General features: G+C 70.3%; 13 protein-coding genes and 1 pseudogene. 10 read left to right on the forward strand and 4 right to left on the reverse strand.

The window, feature by feature from the left end:
- Positions 1 to 69 precede the first annotated feature (69 nt).
- Positions 70 to 561: a hypothetical protein gene (locus A5696_RS14615; RefSeq protein WP_067879939.1), complete on the forward strand. Its 492-nt coding sequence runs from the start codon at positions 70 to 72 to the stop codon at positions 559 to 561.
- 131 nt (positions 562 to 692) lie between these two features.
- Entirely contained in the window at positions 693 to 1,106 is a 414-nt protein-coding gene (locus tag A5696_RS14620; RefSeq protein ID WP_067879942.1) for a DUF3349 domain-containing protein, read from the forward strand.
- Here A5696_RS14620 and A5696_RS14625 read toward each other — a convergent pair.
- Positions 1,101 to 2,141, reverse strand: a complete 1,041-nt coding sequence (locus A5696_RS14625) for an NAD(P)-dependent alcohol dehydrogenase (RefSeq protein ID WP_067879945.1) — start codon at positions 2,139 to 2,141, stop codon at positions 1,101 to 1,103. The two genes, A5696_RS14620 and A5696_RS14625, sit on opposite strands and share 6 nt — an antisense overlap.
- Before the next feature lie 103 nt (positions 2,142 to 2,244).
- Complete coding sequence (locus A5696_RS14630) at positions 2,245 to 3,330, reverse strand: iron-siderophore ABC transporter substrate-binding protein (RefSeq protein WP_067879948.1); 1,086 nt, start codon at positions 3,328 to 3,330, stop codon at positions 2,245 to 2,247.
- Between the two features lie 139 nt (positions 3,331 to 3,469).
- Between A5696_RS14630 and ctaD the strand changes: the two genes are divergently transcribed.
- The 8 genes and pseudogenes from ctaD to A5696_RS14670 all read left to right on the forward strand — a co-directional run bounded on the left by ctaD (position 3,470) and on the right by A5696_RS14670 (position 11,904).
- A complete protein-coding gene (gene ctaD, locus A5696_RS14635) occupies positions 3,470 to 5,230 on the forward strand; it encodes a cytochrome c oxidase subunit I (RefSeq protein ID WP_067880009.1) in 1,761 nt (586 codons plus the stop codon).
- Between the two features lie 15 nt (positions 5,231 to 5,245).
- Positions 5,246 to 6,481, forward strand: a complete 1,236-nt coding sequence (gene serB / locus A5696_RS14640) for a phosphoserine phosphatase SerB (protein ID WP_067879951.1) — start codon at positions 5,246 to 5,248, stop codon at positions 6,479 to 6,481.
- A 116-nt stretch (positions 6,482 to 6,597) separates the two neighbouring features.
- Positions 6,598 to 7,440: an ABC transporter ATP-binding protein gene (locus tag A5696_RS14645; protein ID WP_067879963.1), complete on the forward strand. Its 843-nt coding sequence runs from the start codon at positions 6,598 to 6,600 to the stop codon at positions 7,438 to 7,440.
- Positions 7,437 to 8,276, forward strand: coding sequence for an NUDIX hydrolase (locus A5696_RS14650; protein WP_067879966.1), 840 nt, complete (start codon positions 7,437 to 7,439; stop codon positions 8,274 to 8,276). Before A5696_RS14645 ends, A5696_RS14650 begins: the two co-directional genes overlap by 4 nt.
- A pseudogene (locus A5696_RS14655) lies at positions 8,273 to 8,944 on the forward strand (enoyl-CoA hydratase); the annotation flags it as partial. The gene A5696_RS14650 and the pseudogene A5696_RS14655, both read left to right, overlap by 4 nt.
- A gap of 22 nt (positions 8,945 to 8,966) precedes the next feature.
- Positions 8,967 to 9,950: a class I SAM-dependent methyltransferase gene (locus A5696_RS14660; RefSeq protein ID WP_067879968.1), complete on the forward strand. Its 984-nt coding sequence runs from the start codon at positions 8,967 to 8,969 to the stop codon at positions 9,948 to 9,950.
- Complete coding sequence (locus tag A5696_RS14665; protein WP_231964333.1) at positions 9,908 to 11,140, forward strand: class I SAM-dependent methyltransferase; 1,233 nt, start codon at positions 9,908 to 9,910, stop codon at positions 11,138 to 11,140. Before A5696_RS14660 ends, A5696_RS14665 begins: the two co-directional genes overlap by 43 nt.
- Positions 11,141 to 11,208: 68 nt before the next feature.
- Positions 11,209 to 11,904, forward strand: coding sequence for an esterase (locus tag A5696_RS14670; RefSeq protein ID WP_067879972.1), 696 nt, complete (start codon positions 11,209 to 11,211; stop codon positions 11,902 to 11,904).
- Positions 11,905 to 11,925: 21 nt separating this feature from the next.
- Here A5696_RS14670 and A5696_RS14675 read toward each other — a convergent pair whose 3' ends face one another.
- Together A5696_RS14675 and A5696_RS14680 are read right to left on the reverse strand one after the other, a co-directional pair.
- On the reverse strand, positions 11,926 to 12,261 hold the full coding sequence (locus tag A5696_RS14675) for a hypothetical protein (RefSeq protein ID WP_067879975.1): 336 nt from the start codon (positions 12,259 to 12,261) through the stop codon (positions 11,926 to 11,928).
- The coding region (locus tag A5696_RS14680; RefSeq protein WP_156738399.1) for a PQQ-binding-like beta-propeller repeat protein at positions 12,258 to 12,978 on the reverse strand (721 nt) is incomplete at its 5' end. The genes A5696_RS14675 and A5696_RS14680, both read right to left, overlap by 4 nt.

The following is a 12,978-nucleotide window of genomic DNA, read 5'->3' on the forward strand; positions in this document are numbered from 1 at the left end:
CCTGACGTCTGACGGCCGTAGCTCGCTCGCGGCGCTGCGGCCAAGCCCAGGTCGGGCAGGATGTGGGGAATGAGCAGTGACGACAGCGTGGGTGCGGCAGACTTCCGTCGCGCATTGGCGCTCATCCGGCATGGCGAGCGCGGCGACGTGGCGGGCATGCGCGTCATCGTCGACGATGAAGTCATCCCGGCTGGTCGGCTGCCACAGTTGATCCGCGCCACCATCTCCATCCTGTGGCAACTGATGGCTCAGCTCTGCGAACCGGAAGAAGTCGCGGAGATCGGCGAAACCCTGACCTTGGCGTCCGCCGACGACGAGATCGGCCTGGACTGTGACAATCGGCTGGTGGCTCGGATGGCCATGGCACAACATTCGGGAGATCCGAGCGCCGAGTACGAGGTGCTGCGCGACGCGGACAGGGCGCCCGACGGTCTGGTCCGCCTCGCCCTCACCGCCGCCGGTGTGGTCTCCGCGTTGTTGCCCGTGCTGCGCACCCCGGACGGCCGGCAGTTGCTCGACAACTTGGCGATCCAAGCCTCGCGTGACGAGAACAGCCGATGAGCAGGCGCGGACGCGAGGGCCGCGGCGGGCCGTGCTACCGAGGACTGCGACTTCTGACGCCGTCGTGAACGGCGCATGAATTGTGGGTCGGCCGCGACGCCCCGCGAGCGCGCCGACGTGAGACTTATGACGTGACTTCAACCCACGAGAACCACAAGCACGCCAAGTTTCTCCGGTCAGTGATCCGTTGGCTGGACGTCGGGTACCCGCAGGGCGTCCCCGGGCCGGACCAGGTCGCATTGTTCGCCCTGCTCAAGAGCACGCCACTGACCCAGGATCAGCTCGACGAAGTGGTGCACAACATCGTCTCGAAGCACAAGGCCGAGGGCGACGGTTCAGTCAGCCGCGACGAGATCGAGGAGTTCATCTCCCAGACCACCCACCACGACCCCGGTCGGGAGGACATCATCCGGGTGGCCGCGACGCTGGCCGCGGCCGGCTGGCCGCTGGCCGGCATCGACGTCAGCGAGGTATGCCCGGGTGACGACCACGCCGAGGCGGCCGAAGAGGTTGCCTGCCAGGGCGTGTCGAAAACCCCGTCATAGCTTCGAGATGTCGATCACGAAGCGGTAGCGCACGTCGCTGGCGAGCACCCGCTCGTAGGCCTCGTTGATGTAGTCGGGCTCGATCAGCTCGATCTCGGGCGTCACGTCGTGCTCGGCGCAGAAGTCCAGCATCTCCTGCGTCTCGGCGATGCCGCCGATGTTGGAGCCGGACAGGCTGCGCCGCATGAGCGCCAACGCGAACGCGTGGGTCTCCATCGGGTGCTCGGGGATCCCGAGCTCGACGAGGGTCCCGTCGACGTCGAGCAGATTGAGATAGTCGTCGAGCGGCAGGTTCGCCGAGACGGTGTTGAGGATCAGGTCGAAGCTGCCGCGCAGCTTCTTGAAGGTGTCCGGGTCGGCCGTCGCGTAGTAGTTGCCGGCACCGAGCCGCAGCCCGTCCTCCATCTTCTTCAGCGACTGGGACAGCACGCTCACCTCGGCGCCCATCGCGGCGCCCAGCTTCACGCCCATGTGCCCCAGGCCGCCCAGGCCGATGATCGCCAGGCGGGTGCCCGGCCCGGCCTTCCAGTGCCGCAGCGGGGAGAACAGCGTGATGCCGGCGCACAGCAGCGGCGCCGCCTTGTCCAGCGGCAGCGAGTCGGGGATGCGCAGGACGAAGTTCTCGTCGACGACGATCGCCTGGCTGTAGCCGCCCTGCGTCGGCGTGCCGTCCTTGTCGGTGGAGTTGTAGGTGAAGATCGCGCCCCGTTTGCAGTACTGCTCGAGTCCGGCCTGGCAGCTGCTGCACTCACCGCAGGAATTGACCATGCAGCCCACGCCGACGTGGTCGCCCACCCGGTATTTGGTGACCTCGGAACCCACCTCGGTCACGACGCCGGCGATCTCGTGGCCCACGACCACGGGGTAATTCGGGGTGCCCCACTCGCCTTTGGCGGTGTGGATGTCGGAGTGGCAGATGCCGGCGAACTTGATGTCGATCACGACGTCGTGCGGGCCGGGGTCGCGACGTTCGATGGTGGTCTTGGTCAGCGGTGCCGTCGGCGAGGTGGCGGCGTACGCCGAAACTGTGCTCATGAAATATCCCTCTTTGATCTCGATTGCGTCGTAAAGAAGTTTAGCTAAGGTAACGTTCTCGGGCCACTTGGCGGGTGGCGCCCCGCGTGCCAGCTTAGGACGGCTAGTTGATCGGCGCGTTCAGCAGGCGCAGGTCGTCGACGATGCCGCGGGCCGCGATCAGGCCCTCGCCGGTCTGCCACACCTCGTCGTTGACCACGTAGACCCGGTTGTCGTGATTGGCCGACAGCTTGCGCCAGGGGTTGCTGTCCAGCACGGCGGCGGCGCGGTCCGCGGCGGCCGGGGTGGCGCACGACACGTAGACCACGTCGGCGTCGGCGGCCGACAGGTCCGGGTTCTTGCCGAGTTCGGCGTCGGTGGCGGGAATCTCGATGTAGGGCTTGTCGGTGAACCGCTGGGCGGCCGGGCGGTCCACCCCGACCGCGCCGAGCACGCTGGCCGGGAAGTTGTTGGCCCCGTAGACCCGGATGGCGCTGGTCGTCAGCTGCACGATCGACGCCTGGAAGTGGGACGCGTCGTGGCTGGTCCCGATCTGGGTGGCCCGCTGGGTGAAGCCGCTGATCAGCGCGTCGGTGGCCGCGGTGCGCGCGGTGGCGGCGCCCACGGCGCGCAGGTTGTCCTGCCAGGCGGCGCCGGGCGCCGCCGTGAACACCGTGGGGGCGATGGCCGCGAGCTGCGGGTACAGCCTCGGGGTCAACCCCTCCGAGCCCAGGATGAGGTCCGGGTGGGCCGCGGCGATGGCCCCCAGGTCGGGGTTGGTGCGGGTGCCCGCGCCGGGCAGGCCGTGGACCGCGTTGCCCAGATAGGCGGGCTGGCTCGAGGCCCCGTCGGGCAGCGCGGCGGCGACCACCCGCGATTGCAGGCCGAGCGCGCACAGGGTGTCGAGCTGGTCGCCGGAGAGCACCACGATGCGCTGCGGCTCCGCGGGTACCGCGACCGTGTCGGGGGTGATGCCCGCCGCGTTGCGGGCCTGCCGCGTCGGTGGCCCCGGATCGGCCGCGGCGGCGTCGCGCGCGCACGACTCGTCGGGCTTGCGGTCGTTGCCCAACACGCCGGCTCCGGCGATCTGTGTGGTGGGAGTGACGAGCGATCGCGCCGAGGCCTTGGAGCCTTCCGAACCGCATCCGGCGCAGGCCAGGACCGCGGCCGCCAGGGCGGCCGCCGCCACGATCGATCGCCTCCCCGGCACGGGTCCGACGCTAACATCCGGCGACCCCGCAGCCTTTTACGACAGTTTGTAGGACTGCCCCTGACGACGACTTGTCCGGAGGCTAAGATTCGAAGTCAATACTGGTTCGGGCCGTGACCGACGATGTTTGGAGGAGCTGTTGACAGCCGAAGCCCCCCCGCTGGGAGAACTCGAGGCCGTCCGTCCGTACCCGGCCCGGACGGGTCCCAAAGGGAACCTGGTCTACAAGCTGATCACCACGACCGATCACAAGATGATCGGCATCATGTACTGCGTCGCCTGCTTCATCTTCTTCTTCATCGGTGGGCTGCTGGCGCTGTTCATGCGCACCGAGTTGGCGGCGCCGGGCCTGCAATTCCTGTCGAACGAGCAGTACAACCAGCTGTTCACCATGCACGGCACGATCATGCTGCTGTTCTATGCCACGCCGATCGTATTCGGCTTCGCCAACCTGGTGCTGCCGCTGCAGATCGGGGCTCCCGACGTCGCGTTTCCGCGGCTGAACGCCTTCTCGTTCTGGCTGTTCCTGTTCGGGGCGACGCTGGGCATGGCCGGCTTCATCACGCCGGGCGGTGCGGCCGATTTCGGCTGGACCGCCTACACCCCGCTGAGCGACGCCATCCACTCGCCCGGCGCCGGCGGTGACCTGTGGATCATGGGTCTGGCGGTCGCCGGGCTGGGAACCATCCTGGGCGCGGTCAACATGATCACCACCGTGGTCTGCATGCGCGCCCCCGGCATGACGATGTTCCGGATGCCGATCTTCACCTGGAACATCCTGGTGACCTCCATCCTGGTGCTGATCGCGTTCCCGTTGCTGACGGCGGCGCTGTTCGGGCTGGCCGCCGACCGCCACCTGGGGGCGCACGTCTACGACCCGGCCAACGGCGGAGTCATCTTGTGGCAGCACCTGTTCTGGTTCTTCGGCCACCCCGAGGTGTACATCATCGCGCTGCCGTTCTTCGGCATCGTCAGCGAAATCTTCCCGGTGTTCGCCCGCAAGCCGATCTTCGGTTACACCACGCTGGTGTATGCCACGTTGTCGATCGCCGCGCTGTCGGTGGCGGTGTGGGCGCACCACATGTTCGCCACCGGAGCCGTTCTGCTGCCGTTCTTTTCGTTCATGACGTATCTGATCGCGGTGCCGACCGGGATCAAGTTCTTCAACTGGATAGGCACGATGTGGAAGGGCCAGTTGACCTTTGAGACACCCATGCTCTTCTCGCTGGGCTTCCTGGTGACCTTCCTGCTGGGCGGCCTGACCGGAGTGCTGCTGGCCAGCCCGCCGCTGGACTTCCACGTCAGCGACAGCTACTTCGTCGTCGCGCACTTCCACTACGTGCTGTTCGGCACGATCGTGTTCTCCACGTTCGCCGGCATCTACTTCTGGTTCCCGAAGATGACCGGCCGGCTGCTCGACGAGCGGCTGGGCAAGTTGCACTTCTGGCTCACGTTCATCGGCTTCCACACCACCTTCCTGGTGCAGCACTGGCTGGGCGACGAGGGCATGCCGCGGCGTTACGCCGACTACCTGCCCACCGACGGCTTCACGACCCTGAACGTCGTCTCGACGATCGGTGCCTTCATCCTGGGCGCGTCGATGTTCCCGTTCGTGTGGAACGTCTTCAAGAGCTGGCGGTACGGCGAGGTCGTGACGGTCGACGACCCGTGGGGCTACGGCAACTCGCTGGAGTGGGCGACCAGCTGCCCGCCGCCGCGGCACAACTTCACCGAGCTGCCCCGGATCCGTTCGGAGCGACCGGCTTTCGAGTTGCACTACCCGCACATGGTGGAGCGGTTGCGCGCCGAGGCGCACGTGGGGCGCCACGCGACGGCGCTCGAGTCGCCGAAGGGATTCGGTCCGCGGACCGAACCCGATCGCTCGACCGCCGACCAGTAGCGGCGGCTGCCGGGAGTGAACCCACCACTCAAGGTGTCGGTGCTGATCACCGTCACCGGCGTGGATCAGCCGGGCGTGACGTCGGCGCTGTTCGAGGTGCTGTCGCGGCACGGGGTGGAGTTGCTCAACGTCGAACAGGTGGTGATCCGCGGGCGCCTCACACTGGGTGTGCTGCTGTGCTGCTCACCGGAGGTCGCCGACGGCGGCGTGTTGGGCGCCGACGTCGAATCAGCCGTCCGCGGGCTGGGCCTCGACGTCAGCATCGAACGCAGCGAAGACGTGCCCATCATCCGGGACCCGTCGACCCACACCATCTTCGTGCTGGGCCGGCCGATCACGGCCCGCGCGTTCGGCGCGGTGGCCCGCGAGCTGGCGGCGCTCGGCGTCAACATCGACCTGATCCGCGGCGTCTCCGACTATCCCGTCACCGGCCTGGAGCTGCGGGTGTCGGCGCCGCCGCTGGCCGACGGGTCGCTGCGCAACACGCTGACCCGGGTGGCCGCCGACGAGGGCGTCGACGTCGCGGTCGAGGAGTACAGCCTGGAACGGCGCGCCAAGAGGCTCGTCGTGTTCGACGTCGATTCCACGCTGGTGCAGGGCGAGGTCATCGAGATGCTCGCCGCCCGCGCCGGCGCCCAGGGAGCGGTCGCCGCGATCACCGAGGCCGCGATGCGGGGCGAGCTGGACTTCGCGCAGTCGCTCGAGCAGCGGGTGGCGACGCTGGAGGGCCTGCCGGCCACGGTGATCGACGAGGTGGCCGACCAGCTGGAACTGATGCCCGGCGCCCGCACGACGATTCGGACGTTGCGGCGCTTGGGTTTTCACTGCGGCGTGGTTTCCGGCGGGTTCCGGCGGATCATCGAGCCGCTGGCGCGCGAGCTGATGCTGGACTACGTCGCCGCCAACGAGCTGGAGATTGTCGACGGGAAACTCACGGGCCGGGTTCTCGGGCCGATCGTCGATCGGGCCGGCAAGGCGGCGGCCCTTCGGGAATTCGCCGAGCAGGCCGGGGTGCCGATGGCGCAGACCGTCGCGGTCGGCGACGGCGCCAACGACATCGACATGCTGGCCGCGGCCGGCCTGGGCGTGGCGTTCAACGCCAAGCCGGCGTTGCGTGCGGTGGCCGACGCGTCGCTGAGCCACCCCTACCTGGACACGGTGCTGTTCCTGCTGGGCGTGACGCGGGCGGAGATCGAGGCCGCCGACGCGGTCGACGGCCAGTTGCGCCGGGTGGAGATCCCGCCGGAGTAGGTGCCCGACCAGACGCAAAAGCCCCCAATTTCGGCGCGAAATGGGGGCTTTTGCGTCTGTTCGCGGGAGGGACACCCGGCGGGTATTCGGGGGGCGCGGTACGGCACGATGGTTCGGTGCCCGAAAACGGAAGTGAGGCAGCCGACCCCGATCTGCTGATCGACTTCAGGAACGTGTCGCTGCAGCGCGACGGACGCGTCCTGGTCGGGCCGCTGGATTGGGCGGTGGAACTCGACGAGCGCTGGGTGATCATCGGGCCCAACGGCGCCGGCAAGACGTCGCTGTTGCGCATCGCCGCGGCCAGCGAGCACCCGTCGTCGGGCGTGGCGTTCGTCCTCGGCGAGCGGCTCGGGCGGGTCGACATGTCCGAGTTGCGCTCGCGGATCGGCCTGAGCTCGTCGGCCCTGGCGCAGCGCGTGCCGACCGACGAGCTGGTGCGCGACCTCGTCGTGTCGGCGGGCTATGCGGTGCTGGGCCGGTGGCGGGAGCGCTACGAGGACGTCGACTACCAGCGGGCCGTCGACATGCTGGAAAGCCTTGGCGCCGAACACCTCGCGGACCGCACCTACGGCACGCTGTCGGAGGGGGAGCGCAAGCGGGTGCTGATCGCGCGGGCGCTGATGACCGACCCCGAACTGCTGCTGCTCGACGAACCGGCGGCCGGCCTGGACCTGGGCGGCCGGGAGGAGTTGGTGGCCCGGCTGGCCGACCTGGCGGCCGACCCCGACGCGCCCGCGCTGGTGTTGGTCACGCATCACGTGGAGGAGGTTCCGCCCGGCTTCAGCCACTGCATGCTGCTGTCGGAGGCCAAGGTGGTGGCCGCCGGCCTGCTGCCCGACGTGCTGACCGCCGAGAACCTGTCGGCCGCGTTCGGTCAGTCCATCGCCCTCGACGTCGCCGACGGGCGGTACTTCGCCCGCCGCGTCCGCACCCGCGCAGCCCACCGGAGGCAACTATGACTTCCCCGACTTCCCCGACTTCCCCGCCGGATCCGCCGCCCCTGGTGCCCCGCCCGGCCGCGACCGTGATGCTGGTCCGCGACGACCCCGAGGGTATCGCGGTGTTCCTGATGCGCCGGCACGCCAAGATGGAGTTCGCCGCCGGGACGATGGTGTTTCCCGGCGGGGGCGTCGATGTCGGCCGCCGCAACGCCGATATCGCGTGGGCCGGCCCGCCGCCGGGGTGGTGGGCGCAGCGGTTCGGCATCGAGCCCGACCTGGCCGAGGCGCTGGTCTGCGCCGCCGCCCGCGAGACGTTCGAGGAATCGGGCGTGCTGTTCGCCGGGCCGGCCGGTGATCCGGACGGTATCGTCGGCGACGCCTCGGTGTACGGCGACGCGCGCCGCGCGCTGGCCGAGGGGACGCTGTCCTTCGCCGACTTCCTGCGCCGCGAAAACCTGGAGCTGCGTTCCGATTTGCTGCGGCCGTGGGCCAACTGGGTGACCCCGGAGGCCGAGCGCACCCGCCGCTACGACACCTATTTCTTCGTGGGGGCGCTGCCCGAAGGGCAGCGGGCGGACGGGCACAACACCGAGTCCGACCGCGCCGGCTGGACGACGCCGCAGGCCGCCATCGACGACTTCGCCGCCGGCCGCTGCTTCCTGCTGCCGCCGACCTGGACGCAACTCGACTCGCTGGCCGGTCGCACCGTCGCCGACGTGCTGGCCGTCGAGCGCCAGATCGTCCCGGTGCAGCCGCACCTCGAAATCCAGGGCGACAACTGGGTTTTCGAGTTCTTCGACTCCGACCGCTACCACCAGGCCCGCGAGGCGGGCGGGATGGGATGGCGGCATTGAGGGAGTTCGTCAGCGTCGTCGTCAGCGACGGGACGCGCGACGCCGGGCTGGCGATGCTGCTCGTCTCGCGGCCGCCCACGAACGCGATGACCCGGCAGGTCTACCGCGAGATCGTGTCCGCGGCCGACGAGCTGGGGCGGCGCGACGACGTCGCCGCCGTCATCCTGTTCGGCGGCCACGAGATCTTCTCCGCCGGCGACGACCTGCCCGAGCTGCGGACGCTGACCGCGCCGGAGGCCGACGCCGCGGCCCGGGTGCGCCGCGAGGCCGTCGACGCCGTGGCGGCGATCCCGAAGCCGACGGTGGCCGCGATCACCGGCTACGCGCTGGGCGCGGGCCTCACGCTGGCGCTGGCGGCCGACTGGCGGGTCAGCGGCGACAACGTCAAGTTCGGCGCCACCGAGATCCTGGCCGGCCTGGTCCCGGGCGGCGGGGGAATGGCGCGCCTGGCCCGCATCGCCGGGGCGAGCAGGGCCAAAGAGCTGGTGTTCAGCGGGCGCTTCTTCGACGCCGAGGAGGCCCTGGCGCTGGGGCTGATCGACGAGATGGTGGCCCCCGACGACGTCTACGACGCCGCCGCGGCCTGGGCGCGCCGCTTTCTGGAGGGGCCGCGCGGCGCGCTCGCCGCCGCCAAGGCGGGAATCAATGCCGTTTTCGGCCCGCCACCGCAAGCCGATTAGGCTGCCGTTCATGACGACGAGTACCGATCTCCCAGGCGACGCCGTTCCCAACCCGCACGCCACCGCCGAGCAGGTGGAAGCGGCGCGGCACGACAGCAAGCTCGCCCAGGTGCTCTACCACGACTGGGAGGCCGAGACCTACGACGAGAAGTGGTCGATCTCCTACGATCAGCGCTGCATCGACTACGCCAGGGACTGCTTCGACGGCGTCGTCCCCGAGGACGCCATCGCCGAGCTGCCCTACGACCGTGCCCTCGAATTGGGTTGCGGCACAGGATTTTTCCTGCTCAACCTGATCCAATCCGGGGTGGCCCGGCGCGGGTCGGTCACCGACCTGTCGCCCGGCATGGTCAAGGTCGCCACCCGCAACGGCCAATCGCTCGGGCTGGACATCGACGGCCGCGTGGCCGACGCCGAGGGCATCCCGTACGAGGACAACACGTTCGACCTGGTCGTCGGGCACGCCGTGCTGCACCACATCCCCGACGTCGAGCTATCGCTGCGCGAGGTGGTCCGGGTGTTGCGCCCCGGCGGCCGATTCGTGTTCGCCGGCGAGCCGAGCAACGCCGGCGAGGTCTACGCGCGCGCTCTCTCGACGCTGACCTGGCGGGTCGTCACCAACGTCACCCGGTTGCCGGGCCTGACCGGCTGGCGCCGCCCGCAGGCGGAGCTGGACGAGTCCTCGCGCGCCGCCGCGCTGGAGGCGCTGGTCGACCTGCACACCTTCGCGCCCGAAGACCTGGAGCGCATGGCCGGCAACGCCGGCGCGGTCGACGTGCGGACCGCCACCGTGGAGTTCACCGCCGCGATGCTGGGCTGGCCGCTGCGCACGTTCGAATGCGCGGTCCCGCCGGGGCGGCTGGGCTGGGGCTGGGCGCACTTCGCGTTCAACAGCTGGAAGGCGCTGAGCTGGCTGGATGCCAACGTGTCGCGGCACCTGGTGCCCAAGGGGTGGTTCTACAACGTGATGGTCACCGGGGTCAAACCCTCCTGAGTGCGGGGCTGCAATTCAGCAGCGACGACGTCAGCTACCTGCGGTCGGAATCGGGGGCCGCGGCGCTGGACTTCGTCGGCGAACTCGAGCTGAGCGAAGCCACCAGGATCGCGGACGTCGCGGCCGCGCGCGCCCGGTTCGGCGACCGGGCACCGGCGCTGGTGGAGACGACGCTGCTGCGCCGCCGCGCGGCCGACAAGCTGGGCGAGCTCGGTGACGTGTCGGAGTGGTTGTTCACCGACGAGGCGCTGCAGCAGGCCACCGCGGCGCCGGTGGCGCTGCACCGGGCCGCCCGGCTCGCGCAGGCCGGCGTGCCGGTGCACGACGCGACCTGCTCGATCGGCACCGAACTGGCCGCGCTGCGCCGCTTCGGGAGCCGCGCCGTGGGCAGCGACATCGACCCGGTGCGCCTCGCGATGGCCCGCCACAACCTGGGGCCGGCGGCCGACCTCTGCCGCGCCGACGCGCTGCACCCGGTGACCCGCGACGCGGTGGTGCTCGCCGACCCGGGGCGCCGTGACGGCGGGCGGCGGCGCTTCCACGTCGACGACTACCAGCCCGGCCTCGGTCGATTGCTCGACACCAACCGGGACCGCGATTTCGCCGTGAAGTGTTCCCCCGGAATCGATTTCGAGCGGTTGCGGCGCCTCGGATTCGACGGCGAGATCGAGGTGACGTCGTATCGCGGGTCGGTCCGGGAGGCGTGCCTGTGGTCGACCGGCCTGGCGGGGCCGGGGGTGCGCCGGCGGGCGAGCGTGCTGGATCGCGGCGAACAGGTCACCGACAACGAACCGGACGAGTGCAGGGTGCGACCGGCGGGGCGCTGGATCGTCGACCCCGACGGCGCCGTGGTCCGGGCCGGCCTGGTGCGCCACTACGGGGCGCGCCACGGGCTGTGGCAACTAGACCCCGACATCGCCTACCTGTCGGGGGAGCGGCTGCCGCCGGGCGTGCGCGGCTTCGAGGTTCTCGAGCAGCTGGCGTTCGACGAGCGCCGGCTGAGGCAGGCCCTGGCGGCGCTGGGCTGCGGCGCGCTGGAAATCCTCGTCCGCGGGGTGCGCGTGGACCCCGACGCGTTGCGCGGACGCCTGCGGCCGCGCGGCGACCGGCCGCTGTCGGTCGTCATCGCCCGCATCGGCTCCGGGGCCGGCGGTCGCGCGACGGCCTTCGTCTGCCGTCCCTCCCGCTGACGCGCGGGTAGGCTGGCTGCGGTCATTCTGGTAGGCGCCCCGCCCTGATCTGCGAGGACAATTCGACGATGCGTTACCCGATAGCGGCCGCGGTGCTGTGCGCCGCGGTCATGCTGGGTTGGCCGGCGGCCCCTCGGTCGGCCGCCGAGCCGCCGTCGTGCGCGGGCCTGGGCGGCACCGTCGAGGCCGGGCAGATGTGTCACGTGCACGCCAGCGGCCCCATGTACACACTCAACATGACGTTTCCCGCCGACTATCCCGACGAGCAGGCGCTGACCGACTACATCACGCAGAATCGCGACGGGTTCATCAACGTGGCGCAGGGGTCCGGGCCCCGCGACCAGCCCTACCAGATGGAGGCCACCACCGAGCAGCACACCGCCGGCCAGCCGCCGCACAACACCCGCAGCGTCGTGCTGAAGTTCTTCCAGGACGTCGGCGGGTCACGTACGTCCACCTGGTACAAGGCGTTCAACTACAACCTCGGCAGCAAGCAGCCCATCACCTTCGACAACCTGTTCGCGCCGGGCACGACCCCGCTGGACAGCATCTTCCCGCTGGTGCAGCGCGACCTGAACCGCCAGAACCCGTTCGGCGCGGCGATATTGCCGTCCAACGGGCTCGACCCGTCGCACTATCAGAACTTCGCCATCACCGACGACCAGTTGATCTTCTACTTCGCTCCGGGCGAGATGCTTCCCGCGTTTGCCGGACCGGCCCAGGCCCAGGTGCCCCGCAACGCCATTCCGCCGCTGGCCATCTAGCGCAGCGTGCAGGTCCCGGGCTCAGACCGGCCCGGCCTGCCACTCCATCGCCGCGGCGCCGAGCGCCAGCGCGACCTGCGCCGCGCAGCCGATGATCGGCACGAAGAAGGCGGTCCGGTGCCGGACGAGCAGATAAACGCAGACCGCAACGTCTGCGATGAGGACCGTGGCGCCGCCCCAGATCCCCAGCATCATGGCCCGGTCGATCCAGGCCGGGTTGCCGCAGCGCACCGAGCCGCACGGGTCGGTGACCATGACGAGCAACTCCAGCAGCACCACCGTCGCGCCCAGCAAGAACCCGTGGACGATCAGCAGGCCGACTGTGGCGACCACGTCCGCCGGGCGGCGCGTGCTCATGCCGGGCTGAAGCTGTAGACCTGGCCGTCGCTGGTGGCGACCACCACCCGGCGATCGTTGCCGACCGCCGCGCCGACGGGATAGCCGGTGGCCGCGGGCAGCGGGTAGCTACCCAGGGTGTGGCCGTTGCCGGGATCGAAGGCCAGCACCGACATGCCGGGCGCGCCATTGGCACTCGGGCCGGTGACCACCGCGTAGCCGACGCCGCCGCCGGCCAGGCTCGACGACGACAGCGGCGTGACGTCGTCGCGGCGCCAGACCGCGTCGGCGTGATCGCCGGCGTCCTTGAACGCCGCCAGCCGGGTGTCGGGCCCGCCGCCCGACACGATCAGCCCCTGTGGGGTGACCGCGGGCGGTGTTTGCGCCAGAAAGCCAAGGGGCGCAGACCATTTCGGCTTCCCGTCGGGGGCGTGTAGGGCCCACAGCCGTTGGTCGCGGCCGTTGACGTAGACGGTCGACCCGTCGGCGGACAACACCGGGCTGGCGATGACGCCGCCGCCCACCGCGTCGCTGGTCCATTCCCGGCTCAGCAGCGGGGACTGGCCGGCGTGGTACTTCAGCCCGACCAGGCCCGCCGCCGGTGCGCCCGGCTGCCAGACGCCGATCACCACGATCCCGTTGCCCGCGGAGTAGGCCGGCGCGGCCGCGACCGGGCAGCCCTGCCGGGCGGGGGCGCAATCGGCCAGACCGCGCGTCGCATCGGTGGGGTCGACGCCG

Origin of the sequence: Mycobacterium sp. E2699 (assembly GCF_001666745.1) — a bacterium.
Taxonomy (GTDB): Bacteria; Actinomycetota; Actinomycetes; order Mycobacteriales; family Mycobacteriaceae; genus Mycobacterium.

Excerpts from the sequence above, each read along its gene's own strand:
- A5696_RS14615 (WP_067879939.1), top strand. The coding sequence starts at position 70 with ATGAGCAGTGACGACAGCGTGGGTGCGGCAGACTTCCGTCGCGCATTG.
- A5696_RS14625 (WP_067879945.1), bottom strand. The coding sequence starts at position 2,141 with ATGAGCACAGTTTCGGCGTACGCCGCCACCTCGCCGACGGCACCGCTG.
- A5696_RS14650 (WP_067879966.1), top strand. The coding sequence starts at position 7,437 with ATGACTTCCCCGACTTCCCCGACTTCCCCGCCGGATCCGCCGCCCCTG.
- A5696_RS14660 (WP_067879968.1), top strand. The coding sequence starts at position 8,967 with ATGACGACGAGTACCGATCTCCCAGGCGACGCCGTTCCCAACCCGCAC.
- A5696_RS14670 (WP_067879972.1), top strand. The coding sequence starts at position 11,209 with ATGCGTTACCCGATAGCGGCCGCGGTGCTGTGCGCCGCGGTCATGCTG.
- A5696_RS14675 (WP_067879975.1), bottom strand. The coding sequence starts at position 12,261 with ATGAGCACGCGCCGCCCGGCGGACGTGGTCGCCACAGTCGGCCTGCTG.